At 60.6% G+C, this 18,624-nt stretch carries 18 protein-coding genes and 1 pseudogene; 14 read left to right on the top strand and 5 right to left on the bottom strand.

Features of this window, described 5'->3' with window-relative positions; translation table 11 throughout:
- The first annotated feature begins 141 nt into the window (after positions 1 to 141).
- From gap (PRI8871_RS12755) to PRI8871_RS12765, 4 genes are all read left to right on the top strand, one after another.
- Entirely contained in the window at positions 142 to 1,146 is a 1,005-nt protein-coding gene (gap, locus tag PRI8871_RS12755; protein ID WP_108886619.1) for a type I glyceraldehyde-3-phosphate dehydrogenase, read from the top strand.
- A gap of 143 nt (positions 1,147 to 1,289) precedes the next feature.
- Complete coding sequence (locus tag PRI8871_RS19615) at positions 1,290 to 1,433, top strand: hypothetical protein (RefSeq protein WP_181389462.1); 144 nt, start codon at positions 1,290 to 1,292, stop codon at positions 1,431 to 1,433.
- A gap of 129 nt (positions 1,434 to 1,562) precedes the next feature.
- On the top strand, positions 1,563 to 2,564 hold the full coding sequence (gene gap, locus PRI8871_RS12760) for a type I glyceraldehyde-3-phosphate dehydrogenase (protein ID WP_108886620.1): 1,002 nt from the start codon (positions 1,563 to 1,565) through the stop codon (positions 2,562 to 2,564).
- A 172-nt stretch (positions 2,565 to 2,736) separates the two neighbouring features.
- Positions 2,737 to 2,895: a glyceraldehyde-3-phosphate dehydrogenase gene (locus PRI8871_RS12765; RefSeq protein WP_245897861.1), complete on the top strand. Its 159-nt coding sequence runs from the start codon at positions 2,737 to 2,739 to the stop codon at positions 2,893 to 2,895.
- On the opposite strand, the gene coaD is transcribed toward PRI8871_RS12765, so the two are convergent.
- The 3 genes from coaD to PRI8871_RS12780 all read right to left on the bottom strand — a co-directional run bounded on the left by coaD (position 2,896) and on the right by PRI8871_RS12780 (position 4,914).
- Positions 2,896 to 3,393, bottom strand: a complete 498-nt coding sequence (gene coaD, locus PRI8871_RS12770; protein ID WP_108886621.1) for a pantetheine-phosphate adenylyltransferase — start codon at positions 3,391 to 3,393, stop codon at positions 2,896 to 2,898.
- Between the two features lie 129 nt (positions 3,394 to 3,522).
- Positions 3,523 to 3,960, bottom strand: coding sequence for a CBS domain-containing protein (locus PRI8871_RS12775; RefSeq protein ID WP_108886622.1), 438 nt, complete (start codon positions 3,958 to 3,960; stop codon positions 3,523 to 3,525).
- Between the two features lie 60 nt (positions 3,961 to 4,020).
- Complete coding sequence (locus tag PRI8871_RS12780; RefSeq protein ID WP_108886623.1) at positions 4,021 to 4,914, bottom strand: LysR family transcriptional regulator; 894 nt, start codon at positions 4,912 to 4,914, stop codon at positions 4,021 to 4,023.
- A gap of 110 nt (positions 4,915 to 5,024) precedes the next feature.
- On the opposite strand from PRI8871_RS12780, the gene PRI8871_RS12785 reads away from it, so the two are divergent.
- From PRI8871_RS12785 to PRI8871_RS12815, 8 genes and pseudogenes are all read left to right on the top strand, one after another.
- Entirely contained in the window at positions 5,025 to 6,524 is a 1,500-nt protein-coding gene (locus PRI8871_RS12785; protein ID WP_108886624.1) for a CoA-acylating methylmalonate-semialdehyde dehydrogenase, read from the top strand.
- 67 nt (positions 6,525 to 6,591) lie between these two features.
- Entirely contained in the window at positions 6,592 to 7,008 is a 417-nt protein-coding gene (locus PRI8871_RS12790; RefSeq protein WP_108886625.1) for a hypothetical protein, read from the top strand.
- Positions 7,009 to 7,067: 59 nt separating this feature from the next.
- Positions 7,068 to 8,183: a carboxylate-amine ligase gene (locus PRI8871_RS12795; RefSeq protein WP_108886626.1), complete on the top strand. Its 1,116-nt coding sequence runs from the start codon at positions 7,068 to 7,070 to the stop codon at positions 8,181 to 8,183.
- A 98-nt stretch (positions 8,184 to 8,281) separates the two neighbouring features.
- A complete protein-coding gene (locus PRI8871_RS12800; RefSeq protein WP_108886627.1) occupies positions 8,282 to 9,421 on the top strand; it encodes an acyl-CoA dehydrogenase family protein in 1,140 nt (379 codons plus the stop codon).
- A gap of 96 nt (positions 9,422 to 9,517) precedes the next feature.
- Positions 9,518 to 10,468: pseudogene (locus tag PRI8871_RS20175) on the top strand (enoyl-CoA hydratase/isomerase family protein); the annotation flags it as partial.
- Between the two features lie 84 nt (positions 10,469 to 10,552).
- Entirely contained in the window at positions 10,553 to 11,425 is an 873-nt protein-coding gene (gene mmsB / locus PRI8871_RS20180; RefSeq protein ID WP_306418460.1) for a 3-hydroxyisobutyrate dehydrogenase, read from the top strand.
- Positions 11,425 to 12,072: a Crp/Fnr family transcriptional regulator gene (locus PRI8871_RS12810; RefSeq protein WP_108886629.1), complete on the top strand. Its 648-nt coding sequence runs from the start codon at positions 11,425 to 11,427 to the stop codon at positions 12,070 to 12,072. Before mmsB ends, PRI8871_RS12810 begins: the two co-directional genes overlap by 1 nt.
- Positions 12,073 to 12,165: 93 nt before the next feature.
- Positions 12,166 to 12,369, top strand: a complete 204-nt coding sequence (locus PRI8871_RS12815; RefSeq protein WP_108886630.1) for a YgaP family membrane protein — start codon at positions 12,166 to 12,168, stop codon at positions 12,367 to 12,369.
- Here the strand turns inward: PRI8871_RS12815 and PRI8871_RS12820 are convergent, their stop codons facing one another.
- On the bottom strand, positions 12,370 to 13,317 hold the full coding sequence (locus PRI8871_RS12820) for a hypothetical protein (RefSeq protein WP_108886631.1): 948 nt from the start codon (positions 13,315 to 13,317) through the stop codon (positions 12,370 to 12,372).
- A 116-nt stretch (positions 13,318 to 13,433) separates the two neighbouring features.
- Positions 13,434 to 16,292 carry an excinuclease ABC subunit UvrA gene (gene uvrA, locus PRI8871_RS12825; protein WP_108886632.1) on the bottom strand — a complete coding sequence of 953 codons (2,859 nt, stop codon included), beginning with the start codon at positions 16,290 to 16,292 and terminating at the stop codon, positions 13,434 to 13,436.
- A gap of 154 nt (positions 16,293 to 16,446) precedes the next feature.
- Between uvrA and PRI8871_RS12830 the strand changes: the two genes are divergently transcribed.
- Both PRI8871_RS12830 and PRI8871_RS12835 read left to right on the top strand, forming a co-directional pair.
- A complete protein-coding gene (locus PRI8871_RS12830) occupies positions 16,447 to 16,806 on the top strand; it encodes a rhodanese-like domain-containing protein (protein WP_245897862.1) in 360 nt (119 codons plus the stop codon).
- A gap of 126 nt (positions 16,807 to 16,932) precedes the next feature.
- Positions 16,933 to 18,615 (top strand): VWA domain-containing protein, encoded by a 1,683-nt coding sequence (locus PRI8871_RS12835; RefSeq protein WP_181389463.1) that lies wholly within the window; start codon positions 16,933 to 16,935, stop codon positions 18,613 to 18,615.
- Positions 18,616 to 18,624: the final 9 nt, after the last annotated feature.

Raw genomic sequence — 18,624 nt, forward strand, 5'->3', positions numbered from 1 at the left:
CCCTGCCCGACCGTTAGCGCCACCAGCCAAATGTGACACAGGTTTATCGCTAACATGCTGGCAGAACACATTTTTTTCCTTTTTCCAAACACAATGCGCGCCTATGTAGTGTCCAACTCGGACATGCAGGAGAGCAGAGCCATGACTGTCACGGTAGGTATCAACGGATTTGGCCGCATTGGCCGCTGCACGCTGGCACATATTGCGGAAAGCGCGCGCAACGACGTTCAGGTCGTCAAGATCAACGCCCCCGGCCCGCTTGAAACCCACGCGCACCTGCTGCGGTACGACAGCGTGCATGGCCGCTTCGGTGGCAACGTCACCGTCAAGGAAAACTCGCTTGATCTGGGCCGTGGCCCGATTGACGTGATGTCGACCTACGAATTGAACGAACTGGATTGGGATGGCTGCGATGTTGTTCTGGAATGCACCGGCAACTTCAACGACGGTCTGAAGGCAAACGCCCACCTGGATCGCGGCGCGAAAAAAGTTCTGATCTCTGCTCCTGCAAAGAACGTTGATCGCACCGTCGTCTATGGCGTGAACCACCGCGATATGCTGGCGGATGAGCGTATGATCTCGAACGGGTCGTGCACCACCAACTGCCTTGCTCCGCTGGCCAAAGTTCTGGACGAAGCCATCGGCATCGAATCCGGCATCATGACCACCATCCACAGCTACACCGGCGACCAGCCGACGCTGGACCGTCGCCACAAAGATCTGTACCGCGCCCGCGCCGCAGCCATGGCGATGATCCCCACCTCGACCGGCGCTGCAAAGGCTCTGGGCGAAGTGCTGCCGAACCTGAAGGGCAAGCTGGACGGGTCCGCCGTGCGCGTTCCCACCCCGAACGTCTCGGCTGTGGACCTGACCTTCTACGCCAGCAAAGAAGTCACCGTTGCTGACGTGAACGAAGTGGTCGCCGAAGCCGCCGCAGGTCGCATGGGCATGGTTCTGGGTTATGACCCCGAGCCCAAGGTTTCCATCGACTTCAACCACACCACGCAATCGTCGATCTTCGCCCCCGACCAGACCAAAGTCACCGGCGGCCGTCTGGTGCGCGTGCTGGCATGGTACGACAACGAATGGGGCTTCTCGGCACGTATGGCCGATGTTGCCGCTGCAATGGGCCGCTTGATGCACTAAGCTGCGCCCACCCGGAAATTGCCCAAGGCCTGCCATATCGGCGGGCCTTTTGCATTCTACCCTTCCGGCATACGGCACATCCAAGGTGACTTGGCCGCCGAAACCTGCCATCACAAGGCCAGACAGACCGGAGCCGCCCCCCAATGACCAATCGCATTGCCCTTGTCCTTGGCATCGCCATCGTGGCCGCCCTGACAGTGGATCATATGATCTACGGCAACGATCACGCGATTTTTCTGGGCAAGCGCCTGTTCGACCTGATCGAATGGCTGGCCTTCTGGCGCTGATCGGAAACCTTCCCCCGCAGAATTTGATGAATTGACCGTGCAGGCCCCGGACTTACGCTTGACTTTAGCGCTACCATTTGATTGTTAGCGGTAACAAGATTCATCCCGATTTCCCGGAGGGAGAGCCCAATGACAGTCAAGGTCGCCATCAACGGATTTGGCCGGATCGGACGCAATGTGCTGCGCGCCATCATCGAAAGCGGACGGACCGATATCTCGGTCGTTGCCATCAACGATCTGGGACCAGTGGAAACCAACGCCCACCTGCTGCGCTACGACAGCGTGCATGGCCGCTTCCCGGCCGAGGTGAAGGTCGATGGCAACACAATCGACGTAGGCCGCGGCCCGATCGAAGTGACCGCCATCCGCAACCCCGCCGAGCTGCCCTGGGGCGATGTTGACGTCATTCTGGAATGCACCGGCATTTTCACCTCGCGCGAAAAATGCCTGCCGCATCTGGAAACCGGTGCAAAACGCGTGTTGATCTCGGCCCCCGGCACCGATGCAGACAAAACCATCGTCTACGGCGTGAATCACAACACCCTGACCGCTGATGACCTGATCGTATCCAACGCGTCCTGCACCACGAACTGCCTGTCGCCGGTGGCCAAAGTTCTGAACGACACCATCGGCATCAAGCGCGGCTTCATGACCACCATCCACAGCTACACCGGCGACCAGCCGACGCTGGACACGATGCACAAGGATCTGTACCGCGCCCGCGCCGCAGCCCTGTCGATGATCCCCACCTCGACCGGCGCCGCCAAGGCCGTAGGTCTGGTGCTGCCCGAACTGAACGGCAAGCTGGACGGCGTGGCCATTCGCGTGCCAACCCCGAACGTGTCGGTGGTTGACCTGACCTTCGAAGCCGCGCGCGACACCACCGCCGAGGAAGTGAACGAAGCCATCCGCGCCGCCGCAAACGGCCCGCTGAAATGCATTCTCGGCGTCACCGATGAAAAGCTGGTCAGCCAGGATTTCAACCACGATCCGCATTCGTCGATCTTTGCGACCGATCAGACCAAGGTCATGGACGGGTCGATGGTGCGTATCCTGACGTGGTACGACAATGAATGGGGCTTCTCGAACCGGATGGCGGACACCGCCGTTGCGATGGGCAAGTTCCTGTAACCTGCCCCCTGCCCAACCAAAACAAAAGCCCCGGCCATTGTGCCGGGGCTTATTGCATTTCAGTGGGCCATGCATTTTCTGCAACGCGGCAATCGCAAAACCCCATCTACTTTCTGCGTCGCAGCATATCTATGTTAGGGCTATCAGAAACGCATGACACCAGGAGTTGACCATGCAGATTGTCGAAACGCTCCGCGCCCGCATCGCACGCCACCGTCAGTATTCCCGCACCCTGAGCGAGCTGAAGTCCCTGCCGATGTCGATCAAGACCGATCTTGAGATCCTTGGCCGCGAAGAACAGCTTGCCCGCAAAGCGGTTTACGGCGCCTAATCAGGTCTGCCCAAACCGCTCTTTCAGGGCGGTATTGACGCGCGGCGTTACAAATTTGCTAACGTCGCCGCCAAGCCGGGAAATCTCTTTCACCAGTTTTGACGCGATTGCCTGATGGCGGGCTTCTGCCATCAGAAACACCGTTTCAATACTGTCATCCAGCGCCCGGTTCATACCAACCATTTGAAATTCATACTCGAAATCCGCGACGGCCCGCAGGCCGCGCACGATCACCTGCGCGTTCACATCGCGCGCGCAATCGATCAACAGGTTTTCGAAAGGATGAGCGATGATCTCGGTGCCGGTCTGTTCTGACAAGCTTGCACATTCAGATTCGATCATCGCGACCCGTTCTTCCAGCCCGAATAGCGGGCCTTTGTCACGGTTGATCGCAACCCCGATCACCAAGCGGTCCACCAATGCCGAGGCCCGCCGGATAATGTCGATATGACCCAATGTTATTGGATCGAACGTTCCGGGATAAAGACCAATGCGCATCAGACCCCTCCTTTTGGTCAGCCTAGAGGGACGCAACATTATTGCGCGGGCAAATGCAACCCATTTAACGTAATAACCCAGATTTTTCTGCGATGCGGCAAGGGCAACCCCTGCCGCATCGCCCGGCCATCAGTGGCCCATAATCATGCCTTCCAGCGCCGAATTCTCCATGGCGAGCTGTCCAAGCCGTGCTTTGACCACGTCACCAAGGGTGATCAGGCCAACCAACTTGCCATCTTCGACCACGGGCATATGGCGGAACCGGCCTTCGGTCATCTTCGACAGAATGTCATCGGCATTGTCCGCGCGGGTGCAAGTCACCAGTTTGGACGTCATAAAGGTTTCCACCGTCGCCGTCAGACAGCTGCCGCCGCGCCGCGCCAGTTCGCGGACAATGTCGCGTTCCGACAAAATCCCCGCTGCCGTATCACCGCCGTCCGGTGAAATGACCACCGTCCCGATCCGCCGCTCTGCTAAGATTTTCGCCACTTCTGAAATCAGCGTCCCCGGCGGCACGGTGACAACACCGTCGTCGGCCTTGGATTTGAGGATTTGCAGTACTTGCATCGTGAACCTCCTCTTTTCTCGATTTGCATACCCCAGCGTCATCCGCGGCGCGACATTCTGTCAAGCAAGACATTCAAGTCTTGCAGTTTCTGCGCGTATTTCCCCGACCAAAGTCTCAGCAAACCGGTTCAAACGTTCCAAACGACGGTCATCCGAGTGTCGAACGAGATAAAAAGACCGGGTCAAAGACACCTCATCAGGCAGAACCCGCACCAGATCCGGGGCCATGGGCAGGGCAAAGTCATGAACGATTCCTATTCCAACCCCCTGCCGGAGCCAGTGAAACTGCACCGCGACCGAATTGGACGCCAGCGACACATGCTCCACCCCAAGGTCGGCCAGATAGTCCAGTTCCTTGTCAAAAATCATATCCGGGATGTAGCCGACAACCTTGTGCCCAGCCAAATCCTCGATTCGATTGATTGGCGGATGGGTGTCCAGGTACTGGCGCGTTGCAGCCAGATGCAGCCGGTAATCGGTTAGTTTCTGTACAGTCAGCCGCCCCGCCGTTGGTGCCGAAACCGCGATCGCCATGTCAGCTTCGCGCTTGGACAGGTTCACCACGCGCGGCAAGGCGACGATCTGCACCTCTAGGTCTGGGTTATCGGCGATGATGCGGGCGCAGACCTGTGGCAATAGGAAATTTGCGCAACCATCCGGCGCACCGATGCGGATCTGCCCCGATAGCCCTTCGGTCGTCCCTGCCACGGCTTCGCCCGCCGCTTGCATGGCCTGCTCGGCCTCCTCGGCGTGGCCCTGCAACCGCGCGCCCGCATCCGTCAGCGCATAACCCTGCGGAGACTTGGCGAATAGCGGCGTGCCGAGCCCCTGTTCCAGCCGGGCAACGCGCCGCCCGACCGTGGCCGGGTCCATCCGCAACACCCGCCCCGCCGCGCTAAGGCTTTCGCCCCGCGCCACGGCCAGGAAAATCCGCATGTCATCCCAACTGTCCATCGGCACACCTTTGCATTATTGCAAAACAACAATGGAAACTTGCCTGTTTTCGCAGCATTTTTGCAAGACTAATCTGCCCGCAACGCGCAATTCTTACGGAGGAGTGAACCATGGAAGAACTCTCGCATTTTGTGAACGGTGCCCGCGTCAAAGGCACCTCGGGCCGGTTTACCGATGTCATGAACCCCGCCACCGGCGAAGTTCAGGCCAAGGTGCCGCTGGCCACGGTCGAAGAAATCAACGACATCATCGCCAAAGCCGCTGAGGCTCAGGTCGCATGGGGTGCCACCAACCCGCAGCGCCGCGCCCGCGTGATGATGAAGTTCGGTCAGCTGATCAACGAACACATGGACGAACTGGCCGAGCTGGTCAGCCGTGAACACGGCAAAACCCTGCCCGACGCGCGCGGCGATGTGCAGCGTGGCCTCGAAGTGGTTGAGGTCTGCATGGGCGCGCCGAGCCTGCTGAAAGGTGAATTCACCGACGACGGCGGCCCCGGCATTGACCTTTATTCCATGCGTCAGCCGCTGGGCGTGGTTGCGGGCATCACACCGTTCAACTTCCCCGCGATGATCCCGCTGTGGAAAATGGCGCCCGCCATTTCCGCCGGCAACGCCATGATCCTCAAGCCGTCCGAGCGTTGCCCCTCGACCGCGCTGCGTCTGGCTGAACTGATCACCGAAGCCGGTCTGCCCGAGGGCGTTCTGCAAGTGGTGAACGGCGACAAAGAGGCCGTCGACGCGCTGCTGGACAACGACACCATCCAAGCGGTTGGCTTTGTCGGCTCGACCCCGATCGCGCAGTATATCTATGGCCGAGCGGCGGCGAACGGCAAGCGCGCTCAGTGCTTTGGCGGTGCCAAGAACCACATGATCATCATGCCCGACGCAGACATGGACAAGGCCGCCGATGCGCTGGTCGGTGCCAGCTATGGCGCGGCTGGCGAACGCTGCATGGCGATCTCGGTCGCGGTTCCGGTCGGCAAGGAAACCGCCGATACGCTGATCGAAAAGCTGATTCCGCGCATCGAAAAGCTGAAAGTCGGCCCCTACACCGCGGGCGACGACGTGGACTACGGCCCCGTCATCACCAAGCAATCGCAAGAGCGGATCAAAGCGCTGATCACCTCGGGCGTGGATCAAGGCGCAACGCTGGTGCGCGATGGCCGCGACTTCAGCCTGCAAGGCTATGAGAGCGGCTTCTTCGTCGGCCCGACCCTGTTCGACAACGTGACCCCGGACATGGACATCTACAAAGAAGAAATCTTTGGCCCGGTCCTGAGCCAGGTGCGCACCGACAACTACGAAGAGGCGCTGAAGCTGACCATGGACAACCCCTATGGCAACGGCACGGCGATCTACACCGCCGATGGCGACACCGCCCGCGACTTTGCGCACCGCGTGAACGTTGGCATGGTCGGCATCAACTTCCCGATCCCGGTGCCGCTGTCCTACCACACCTTCGGCGGCTGGAAGAAATCGGCCTTCGGCGATCTGAACCAATACGGCCCTGATGCCTTCCGGTTCTACACGAAAACCAAAACCGTCACGGCGCGTTGGTTCTCGGGCATCAAAGAAGGTGGCGAATTCAACTTCAAGGCAATGGACTGATTGCTCTGAATTTGGTAATTTTAAATGCGCCCGGTTCCCGCCGGGCGCATTTTGCTTGGAGTGATACGTGCCGGTCGATTATAAGATCATCCCCCAACAAGGGGTCGTTTTTGTCCGCTATTCGGGCTTTGCCCGGATGGAAGAAACCGGTCGAGCCTTGGGCCAATACCTGCAAGACCCCAGCTATGTCCCCGGCCAAAAGCAACTGGTTGACCTGTCCGAAGTCACCGAAGTCGAACATAATTTTCCCCAATTGATGGAAATGCAGGCCCGCAAGCTCGACATTTTCCTAAGCGACAAGGGCCAGACCCTAATCGCCTATCATGCGCCGAACGACATATCGCTGGGCATGTCGGAAATGATCCTGAAATCATGGGACGGCATCTCGGGCATTGTGGCCCGCGTGTTCCGCACCGAGGAAGATTGCCTGCAATTCCTTGGGGTTGACGCCGTGACCTTCACCGCTTTGGTCGACGCCGACTAACTTCAAAGCTTGCGTTGTCCCGCCCGGATCGCTCAAATACCTGAGTGGAGGGCATACCCATGACAGAACCTGATTTCACGCTTGGCATCGAAGAAGAATACCTTCTGGTCGATCTTGATAGCCTGATGCTGGCCGAGGCCCCGGACGGGCTGATGGAGGCTTGCGCGACTGAGTTGCAAGGCCAGGTCAGTCCAGAATTTCTGCAATGCCAGATCGAGATCGGCACCAAGGTCTGCACCGATATCGCCGCCGCGCGCGAAGATCTGCGCCGCCTGCGGGCGACGGTGGCCAAACACGCCAAGGCGTTCAACCTTGCCCCCATCGCTGCCAGTTGCCACCCCGCCGCCGATTGGAAGCTGCAACGCCACACCGACAAAGACCGCTACAACACGCTGGCCCATGATCTGGGCGGCGTGGTGCGGCGGATGCTGATCTGCGGGATGCATGTGCATGTGGGCCTAGGCGATGACCCGCTGCGCGCCGATCTGATGCGGCAGATGTCCTATTTCCTGCCGCATCTACTGGCACTTAGCACCTCGTCGCCGTTCTGGCAGGGGCAAGACACCGGCATGGCCTCGTACCGCATTTCCGTCTTCGACAACCTGCCCCGCACCGGCCTGCCCCCACAGTTTGACAACTGGCAGGAGTATGAACGCTCAGTCGCCGCGCTGGTCGATCTGGGCGTGATCGAGGACAGCTCGAAAATCTGGTGGGATCTGCGCCCGTCCTCGCGCTTTCCAACGCTGGAAACCCGCATCATGGATGTCAGCCCGCGCATGGAGCACGCGCTCTCGCTGGCGGCGCTAAACCAATGCCTGTTGCGAATGCTGTGGCGGCTGCGCGTGCGCAACCAACGCTGGCGGATCTATGAGAATTTCCTGATCGGCGAAAACCGCTGGCGCGCACAACGCTATGGCACCACCGAGGGCCTGATCGATTTCGGCCGCGGCGCCATCGTGCCCTTCCCAGAATTGATTGACGAAATGATCGAGTTGATCGAGGAAGACGCGGGCGTTCTGCGCTGTCTGCGCGAGGTGGAAAACGCTCGCGCCATCGCGATTGAAGGCACCTCAAGCCAACGCCAACGGGCTGCCGCCGCAGGGGCCCAAGACCATGATAGCGCTATGCGCGCGGTCGTGTCGCAACTGATCGAGGAATTCCACGCCGATCTCTGACCGATTGGTCGGCTTTTCCGATTGCACGGTTGCAAAACTCCTGCAACAATCCGTAATTAAACAGCCGTTCATTAAATCTGCCGAGGGAGGAGACACCGATGGATTTCGCGCTGACCGAGGAACAAACCGCCATCTTCGATATGGCTCACGCGTTCGGCCAAGACCGCATCGCCCCCAACGCCAAAGCATGGGAGGCCGCAGGCACCATTCCCAAGGAACTCTGGCCCGAAGTGGGCGCACTTGGCTTTGGCGGGCTTTACGTGTCCGAGGAATCGGGCGGCGCGGGCCTTGGCCGCCTCGATGCCACGCTGGTGTTTGAGGCGCTGTCGATGGCCTGCCCGTCGGTCGCGGCCTTCCTGTCGATCCACAATATGTGCGCCAAGATGATCGACACCTTCGCCAGCCAAGACCTCAAGGATCGCTACCTGCCCAAAGTCCTGACGATGGACACCGTGCTCAGCTACTGCCTGACGGAACCCGGCAGCGGATCGGACGCAGCCGCCCTCAAAACCCGCGCCGAGCGCACGAATGAGGGCTATAACCTGAACGGCACCAAGGCCTTCATCTCGGGCGGCGGCTATTCCGATGCTTATGTCACCATGGTCCGCACCGGCGATGACAGCCCGCGCGGCATCTCGACCGTGATCGTGGACGATGGCACGGCGGGCCTGTCCTTTGGCGGGCTTGAGGATAAGATGGGCTGGAAATCGCAACCCACGCGCCAAGTGCAATTCGACGATTGCGTGGTCTCCCATGACAACCTGATCGGCGAAGAAGGCGCAGGCTTTAAATATGCCATGGCCGGCCTCGACGGCGGCCGCCTCAATATCTCGGCCTGCTCGCTGGGCGCGGCGCAAACCGCGCTGAACCTGACGCTTCAATACATGTCCGAGCGCAAAGCCTTCGGCAAATCCATCGACCAGTTCCAAGCCCTGCAATTCCGTCTGGCGGATATGGAGATCGAGCTGCAAGCCGCCCGCACCTTCCTGCGCCAAGCCGCATGGAAGCTGGACACCGGCGCGCCGGACGCCACCAAATTCTGCGCCATGGCCAAGAAGTTCGTGACCGAAGCGGGCAGCAAGATCGTCGACCAATGCCTGCAACTGCACGGCGGCTACGGCTATCTGGCCGATTACGGGATCGAAAAACTGCACCGCGATCTCCGCGTGCACCAGATCCTCGAAGGCACCAATGAAATCATGCGCCTGATCGTCGCCCGCACCATGGTCGGCCGCTAACGCGCCCCGTCCCTGGTATTTTCTGACCAAAAATATTCCCGGGGGTCCGGGGGCAGCGCCCCCGGCCTCGGCCCGCCCAAAGCGAGACCTAAGCCCATGACAAACCCCGACGTCCAAATCCGCATCAATGGCCGCGCAGGCCACATCACCCTGACCCGCCCGCAGGCGCTCAATGCGCTGAACCACGACATGTGCACCGCCATCGAACAGGCGCTGGACGCATGGCGCGATGATCCGGCTGTGCACCTCATCATCCTCGACGCGACAGGCGAACGGGCCTTCTGCGCGGGCGGCGATATTGCCGCCATGTACAACGCTGGTAAGGCGGGCGACTATGACACACCCCGCAGCTTCTGGCGCGAAGAATACCGCCTGAATACCAAACTGGCCGAATATCCCAAACCCATCGTCAGCTTCCTGCATGGGTTTGTCATGGGCGGCGGCGTTGGGCTTGGCGGCCATGTCAGCCACCGCATCGTGGGCGAGTCCACCCAGATCGCCATGCCCGAATGCGGCATCGGCTTTGTGCCGGATGTCGGCGGCACCTATCGGCTTGCCCTCGCGCCCGGTCGCTTGGGTGAATATTTTGGCCTGACCGGCGCGCGCATGGGCCCTGCCGAGGCGATCCGCGCGGGCTTTGCCGATATGTTCATCCCCGAGGCCGACTGGCCCGAGTTGAAAAACGCGCTGGCCACCACCGGCAAACCCTCCGTCCTGATCCCGGCAACGCCCCCCGAAAGCACCCTGCCCGAGGACGACATCAACGCCCTCTTCGCTGGTGAGGCGCTGCAAGATATCCTCAACACCTTGCGCGCATCGGACAGCGAATTTGCCGCCAAAGCCCTCAAGACTTTGCAGCGCAACTCGCCCCTGTCGATGGCCGCTACGCTGGAAATGATCCATCGCCTGCGCAGCCCCTCTCTGGACATCCGCAAGGCGCTGGAGCTGGAATACCGCGTCAGCCACCGCATCATGGAACATGGCGACTTTATCGAAGGCGTGCGCGCGCAGATCATCGACAAAGATCGCACCCCCACTTGGAAACACGCGCTGGACAAGGTGCCCGCAGTCGATGTTTCCTTGCTGTTGCGCCCCTTGGGCAAAGAGGCTTGGACGTTTGAGGAGACCGGCATGAACATCGCATTTATCGGACTGGGCAATATGGGCGGGCCGATGGCCGCAAACCTGATCAAGGCAGGCCATAGCGTCACCGGCTTTGACGTGGCAGGCACCACGGTTGAGGGTGCACGCGTTGCCGCCAGCGCCGCCGAGGCCGCGAAGGGCGCCGATGTGGTCATCACCATGCTGCCCAATGGCGCAATCCTGCGTGCCGTCGCGGCGGATGTGATCCCGGCGATGACCCCCGGCGCGGTGTTGCTGGATTGTTCGACCGTCGATGTGGAAAGCGCCCGCGCCGTGGCCGATCTAGCCGCCGCCGCTGGCCTTGGCGCGCTGGATGCGCCCGTCTCGGGCGGGATCGGCGGCGCGGCGGCTGGCACGCTTACCTTCATGGTCGGCGGCTCGGATGAGGCCTTCGCCATCGCCAAGCCCCTGTTCGATATCATGGGCCAAAAGGCCGTGCATTGCGGCCCCTCGGGCAATGGTCAGGCGGCCAAGATCTGCAACAATATGATCCTTGGTGTCACCATGATCGCCACCTGCGAAGCCTTTGCTTTGGCGGACAAATTGGGCCTCGACCGCCAATCGATGTTCGACGTGGTCAGCACCTCGTCGGGCTATAGTTGGACGATGAACGCCTATTGCCCCGCCCCCGGCGTTGGCCCCAACAGCCCCGCCGACAATGGCTATAAACCGGGCTTCGCGTCTGAATTGATGCTGAAGGATCTGGGCCTCAGCCAACAAGCCGCCGAAGCCGCCGACGCGGATACCCCCATGGGCCAACGCGCGCTGGAGCTGTACAAGCAGTTCGTCGAGGCCGAAGACGGCAAAGGCATGGACTTCAGCGCCATGCTGCCCCGCTTCGAAAAACGCGGACGCGGTTGATGACCTGGCTCGCCGAGGCTCCGCAATTGTCCGGCCTCGGCGCCGAGGCGAAGGCCGTTCTGGCTCGCCTCAGCCCTGTACAGGTGCCTCAGGGCACCGCGCTGTTTCACCCCGGCGATGTGGCGCAGGGCTTTGTGGTTGTGCTGCAAGGCCGGGTCGATGTGTTCATGACCGGATCAACGGGGCGCGATATCTTGCTGTATTCGGTCGAACCCGGTCAAAGCTGCATCCAATCCACGCTGGGCCTTCTGGGCGGTGAGGCCTATTCCGGCGAGGCGATCACCTGTTCAGACTGCCGCCTTGTTCTGGTGCCGCGCCCGCAGTTCATGAGCCTGATGAATTCTAGCGCGGAATTTCGCGGCATCGTCTTTGCCGCCTTCGCGCAACGAATGCAGTCGATGATGACATTGCTTGATCGGCTGGCATTTCAGAAGGTCGAAAGCCGCCTCGCCCGCCTATTGCTGGAACGCGCCGAGCATGGCCATCTGCACGCCACCCAAGCCGAAATCGCCGTGATGATCGGCAGCGCCCGCGAGGTGGTGACCCGCCGCCTTGACGCCATGGCCAAACGCGGGCTGGTTCGGCTGGAACGTGGCACCGTGCATCTTGTGGCTTTGGAAGACCTTCAGGCGCTGGCCGAAGAGTAATTCCGCCCCCATGTGACCACGTCACAGACAGACCCCTATCTGACGTGGCATTCTGTATCCATCGACACCACTGGAACAGAATCGGGGGTTCCCATGTTCGCAAAGAATGAAGGCGGTCTAGACCGCGCACTTCGCATTATCGTTGGCCTTGCCCTGCTGGCGGGCTTCTTCATGAATACCGGCGCCACCTATGGCTGGCTCTACCTGATCGGCATCGTGCCGCTGGCCACTGGCTTGCTTGGTTCCTGCCCGCTGTATTCCATTCTGGGCATCAACACCTGCCCGATGAAGAAATAACTAGCGGACTTCGCAATTGTCGAACCATTCAAACCGGCTCCATCGCCCGGTGAGAGAGGCCACGACAGGCGCGAAAACCACAGGAATTTCAAGCTCCTGTATCAGGTAATCAAAATAGCTGTTGCGGTGTTCGCGGCAGCTAATCACCGCGCGGTTGGTGCTGGGATCATAGGGATACGCGCGGGCCTCATAGCGGCCCGGTTCGATCCGAATGGGCGCAGCGCCATTGATCGACACCGACACGTCATAGGGGTGCGGCTGGCGTTCCCATCCGCAGGGGCGACGGTCGATGATTTCGATGGTGCGGCCTGCGCCTTCCTCCATGAAGAAACTGCGCGTCAGCTCGTATCCAGCGCGGATCGGCAACAAAGACCCCGCGTTCGGCTGCGGCACCTGCGCGGCCTCAATTCCCAGCCCCGGCTTGGCCTCAAGCACCAGCATTTCGTCATCGCGGATATTGCGGGCGCGATTGCACGCCTGCGTCGTCGGCAGGTACGCGCCCCGATCATTGGCCAATGACAGCAGACGCGGCGCGGTCTCAATCAACGCTTTGGCGCGGCCCACTTCATCAGAATACATGTCCTCTTCCCACTGAAGACGGTGGGTCCGAATGAAGGCCCAATAGCCCCCGTCTGACAGAACCAGAACGCGACTGGGATCGCCCGAAGGGTGCAGATCGGGGAAGGCGGCAAAATAGGTGCCGGGTTTAAAGAATATCCCCGCGCCGAAATAGATCACTTCGCGCTGCTGATTGGCCAGAAAACCGGGCGCACCTTCGGGGGCATAGGCCAGCTTGGCCAACAACCGGCCTTTGTCCAGAATTTCGAAAAGCTCTGTTTCCGGCTGCACAGAATGATCTGACGACCAGTAAATCCGGGTGCTGTCGGCATGGGCCATGCCAGTGGCTGCGCCCAGCAGAACAGCGAATAAAAACAATTTCTTAAGCATAAAGCCAAAACCTATCTCACGATGCGCGTGACAGGCGTAGCCTACACCAGTGCGGGGCAATCTGCCAAGGCAGAGCCTGCCACGCCAACGGGCGGCGTGACAGTTGCGCCATGGGCCTATTCGGCCGCCTGTCGGCGCGCGTCCAACATGGGTTTCAGATAGCGGCCCGTGTGGCTGCCCTCGACCGCGGCCACCTCCTCGGGGGTGCCGGTGGCGACAATCTCGCCGCCACCATCGCCGCCTTCCGGGCCAATATCAATGATCCAGTCGGCGGTTTTGATGACGTCAAGGTTATGTTCGATTACCACGACAGAATTGCCCTGCTCGACCAGTTCGTGCAGCACTTCCAGCAGCTTGCGAACGTCTTCGAAGTGCAGGCCCGTGGTCGGCTCGTCAAGGATATAGAGCGTGCGGCCCGTGGACCGACGCGCCAGTTCCTTGGACAGTTTCACCCGCTGCGCCTCGCCACCCGACAGGGTCGTCGCCTGCTGGCCGACCTTGATATAGCCAAGGCCCACCCGCACCAGAGCGTCCATCTTTTCGCGGATGCTGGGCACGGCTTTGAAGAACTCTTGCGCGTCCTCGACCGTCATATCCAGCACATCGGCGATGGAATTGCCCTTGAACTTGATCTCAAGCGTTTCGCGGTTGTAGCGCTGACCTTTGCAGGTCTCGCAAGTGACATACACGTCGGGCAGGAAGTGCATCTCGATCTTGATCACGCCGTCGCCCTGACACGCCTCACAGCGCCCGCCCTTGACGTTAAAGCTGAAGCGGCCGGGCTTGTAGCCGCGCGCTTTGGCCTCGGGCAGACCGGCGAACCAGTCGCGGATCGGGGTAAACGCGCCAGTATAGGTCGCGGGGTTTGATCGCGGCGTGCGGCCAATCGGACGCTGGTCAATGTCGATGACTTTATCGAGCAGTTCCAACCCCTTGATCGTATCGCAGGGCGCAGGCGTCTGCCGCGCGCCGTTCAGCCGCATTGAGGCCGTTTTGAACAGCGTTTCAATCGTCAGCGTAGATTTCCCGCCGCCCGACACGCCCGCCACGCAGACGAACTTGCCCAGCGGGAATTCCGCCGTCACATTTTTCAGGTTGTTGCCGCAAGCGCCCTCAACGCGGATCACCTTGCCATTGCCCGCCCGCCGTTCCGCCGGAACGCTGATTTCGCGTGACCCAGACAGGTACTGACCGGTCAGCGAGGCCGGATCATCCGAAATCTCATCCGGGGTGCCTTTGCTGACGACCTGCCCGCCATGCACGCCCGCACCGGGGCCGATGTCGAACACATAGTCGGCTTGGCGGATCATATCCTCGTCATGTTCGACCACGATCACAGTATTGCCTTGATCACGCAGGTTTTTCAGCGTTCCGATCAAGCGGTCGTTGTCGCGCTGGTGCAGGCCGATGCTGGGTTCATCGAGTACATACAGAACCCCCGTCAGGCCCGAGCCGATCTGGCTGGCCAGACGGATACGTTGGCTTTCCCCGCCCGACAGAGTGCCCGCATTGCGGCTGAGGGTCAGGTAATCAAGGCCGACGTTATTGAGGAACCCCAGACGTTCGCGGATTTCCTTCAGGATCGCTTTGGCAATCTCGTTCTTTTGGTTCGTCAGGCTGGCAGGCACGGTTTCGCACCATGCATAAGCCTCTTTGATCGACATCTGAACGACTTGGCCCACATGCAAGCCCGCGATCTTCACCGCCAACGCCTCGTCCCGCAGACGGAATCCGCCGCACGATCCGCAGGGGCGGTCATTCTGATAGCGTTCGAATTCTTCGCGGATCCAGTTGCTGTCGGTTTCGCGATAGCGGCGTTCCATGTTGGGGATCACACCCTCGAAGACGCGGCTGACCTGATAGACGCGCCCGCCTTCGTCATAGCGGAATTCGATCTCTTCCTCGCCCGACCCATAAAGGAAGATCTTCTGGATCTTCTCATCCAGGTTCTTCCACGGGGTCGAAGGTTTGAAGCCGTAATGCTTGGCAATCGACTGGATGGTTTGCAGGAAATAGGGCGATTTGCCCTTGCGCCACGGGGCCAGCGCGCCATCGGCGATCTTAAGCGTCACATCGGGCACGACCAGACGTTCGTCAAAAAACAGCTCTTTGCCAAGGCCGTCGCAGACCGGACAAGCGCCAAAGGGCGCGTTGAACGAAAACAGCCGCGGTTCGATCTCGGGGATGGTGAAACCACTGACCGGACAGGCGAAATTCTCGCTGAAGGTGATACGCTCGGGCTCGCCCTCGCTGGGCGCGGTTTCCAAAATGGCAATGCCATCGGCCAGATCCAGCGCGGTTCGGAAACTGTCGGCAAGGCGCGTTTCCAACCCGTCGCGGACCACAAGACGATCGACCACCACGTCGATATCGTGGCGGAATTTCTTATCAAGGCTGGGCGGCTCATCAAGTTCGTAGAACTGCCCATCGACCTTGACGCGCTGGAAGCCCTGCTTGCGCAGCTCCAGCATTTCCTTTTTGTACTCGCCCTTGCGGTCGCGCACGATGGGGGCCAGCAGATAGGCGCGGGTGCCCTCCTCCATGCCCATCACGCGATCGACCATGTCCTGCACCTGCTGCGCCTCGATCGGCAGGCCGGTGGCGGGGCTATATGGCGTGCCCACTCGCGCGAACAACAGGCGCATGTAGTCGTAAATCTCGGTCACGGTGCCAACGGTCGAGCGCGGGTTCTTGCTGGTGGTCTTCTGCTCAATCGAGATGGCGGGCGACAAGCCGCTTATGTGATCCACATCGGGCTTTTCCATCATATCGAGGAACTGCCGCGCATAGGCCGAGAGCGATTCCACATAGCGCCGCTGCCCTTCGGCATAGATCGTATCGAACGCGAGGCTGGACTTGCCCGAACCGGAAAGCCCCGTAATCACAACCAGTTCATCGCGCGGAATGTCCACGTCGATGTTCTTGAGGTTATGTTCGCGCGCGCCGCGCACTTCGATATGCTTTAGCTCAGGCATGATGACCCTTTCTGGCAACGGTTAAGACATAGTTTACCCGTGCGCCAAGGCCAACCGAAAAATGAGAACAAGAGGCGAACATTCAACGCACCCCTTTACATTCTACTTTTAGAATGTATATTCCTCTCAAACCCCTCAGACTCAGGTGAACCCAATGTTCGCAATGTTCTCAAATACCCCCGCCCGCCCGACCTACACCGCTGCCGACGCCGTTCGTGACGCAGCAGACGGCAAAATCGAGCTGATCGACATCCGTGACCCGATGGAACTGGCCGGTGGCCGCGCCGAAGGGTCGGTCAATGTGCCTCTGGCCACACTGTCCATGCGCGCCGATCCGCGCAGCCCCGAATGTATGGCCGCGTTCAAATCTGGTAAGCCGATTGTTCTGTACTGTGCCTCGGGCGGTCGCGCCTCGATGGCGCAGGGCATGCTTGAACAGATGGGCCATGCTGAAGTTCATAATATCGGCGGGCTGGCCCACTGGTATCAGGCTGGCGGCCAGATCGCCCGCTAACCCTTCGTCCCTGTCGTCACCAGTATGCGGGTCCGGTTTTCCGGACCCGTTTGTTTTTGCGCTGGAACGGTGCAGAGCCTTGTGGAAGACTTGGGCCAACAGGTTTTGATTACTCGGATTTTCCACATGAAACGCACCGCTATTTCCGCGTTGGCCTTTGCCGTGGCCACCCTGCCCGCCTTTGCCCAAGAGGCCCCGAACACCATGCTGGTTCTGGATGCCTCGGGCTCGATGTGGGGGCAGATCGACGGGGTGAACAAGATCACCATCGCCCGCACGGTGCTGGATGATCTGCTGGCCACCCTGCCCGAAAACCAGAACCTCGGGCTAACGGTCTATGGCCACCGCACCAAGGGCGATTGCAGTGATATTGAAACGCTGGTCATGCCCGCGCCCGGCAACCGGGCCGATATTGCGGCCAAGGTGGCGGGCCTGAACCCCAAGGGCAAAACGCCCCTGTCGGCCGCGGTGATCGAAGCCGCCCGCGCCCTGCGCCACACCGAAGAGGCGGCCACCGTGATCCTGATTTCCGACGGGATCGAAACCTGCGAGGCCGATCCCTGCGCTGTCGGGGCCGAGCTTGAGGCCTCGGGCGTGAACTTTACCGCCCATGTGGTGGGCTTTGACGTGGCCGATCCGGTGGCGCAGGCGCAATTGCAGTGCTTGGCGCGCAACACCGGCGGCACCTATCTGCCCGCCAAGAACGCCCGCGAACTCTCGGATGCTTTGGCCACAGTGACAAAGGTGGTGGAGCCTACGCCAGTCAAGATCGGCTTTTCGGCTTCCGAGACCTTCGGCACCGCCACCCGCGCGGTCGATGTGGTGTGGGAGATATACGCCGATAGCGGTGATATCGTGATGGACGCCACGCAAACCGACAGCGGCACAATCACCCTGCCCGCTGGCAGCTATGTGGTGAAGGCCCTGCGGCTGAGTGATGAGACGCAATTGGAAAAGGCCGTCACCCTGACCGACACGGATAAAACCGTGCATCTGGACTTTGACGAACCTCTGCCGGAGGTCACGCTGGGCGCGCCCGATAGCGGCCCTGCGGGAACCGTGGTTCAAGTTACATGGGACGGGCCGAACGGCGATGGCGACTATCTGGACACCGCCGTTCCGGGGGCCGAAAGCGGCCAGTATCTGACCTATACTTACACGATGGATGGCAACCCTGCCGCGTTGCGCCTGCCCGCCCAGCCCGGCATCTATGACATCCGCTATATCGCCGCCGATGGCTTGCAGGTTCTGGCAACGCGCCCTGTGACCGTGACAGAGCATCAAGCCGCGCTCTCGGCCCCTGCCTCGGTGCAGATCGGCGCGGTGTTTGCGGTGGTATGGCAAGGTGCGGGTCAGGCTGGCGATTATCTGGATATCGCCCTGCCCGGTGCTGCCCCGCTGGATTATGTCAGCTATGCCTATGTGGCCGATGGCAACCCGTTGCAAATAAAGGCACCTGTCACGCCGGGCGAGTACCAGATCCGTTATATCGTCGATCAGGACAGCAGCGTGTTTGCCTCGATCCCGCTGACCATCACCGATGTGCCCGCCACCCTGATCGCCCCGGCCGAGGCCACCGCTGGCCAACCCGTGACGATCGCTTGGACAGGCCCCGGCAATGCGGGCGATTGGCTGACGATCACCACGCCCGATGACGGCCCGCTGGGCTATGTGACCTATGGCTATACCAACGATGGCAACCCGCTGACCTTCAACGCCCCGGACACGCCCGGCAGCTATGTGATCCGCTATATCGCTGACGGACCGGAAAGCCGGGTGCTGACCGAAGTGCCGCTGGTGGTGAAGTAATCAAAAAGG

Origin of the sequence: Pseudoprimorskyibacter insulae (assembly GCF_900302505.1) — a bacterium.
GTDB lineage: Bacteria > Pseudomonadota > Alphaproteobacteria > Rhodobacterales > Rhodobacteraceae > Pseudoprimorskyibacter > Pseudoprimorskyibacter insulae.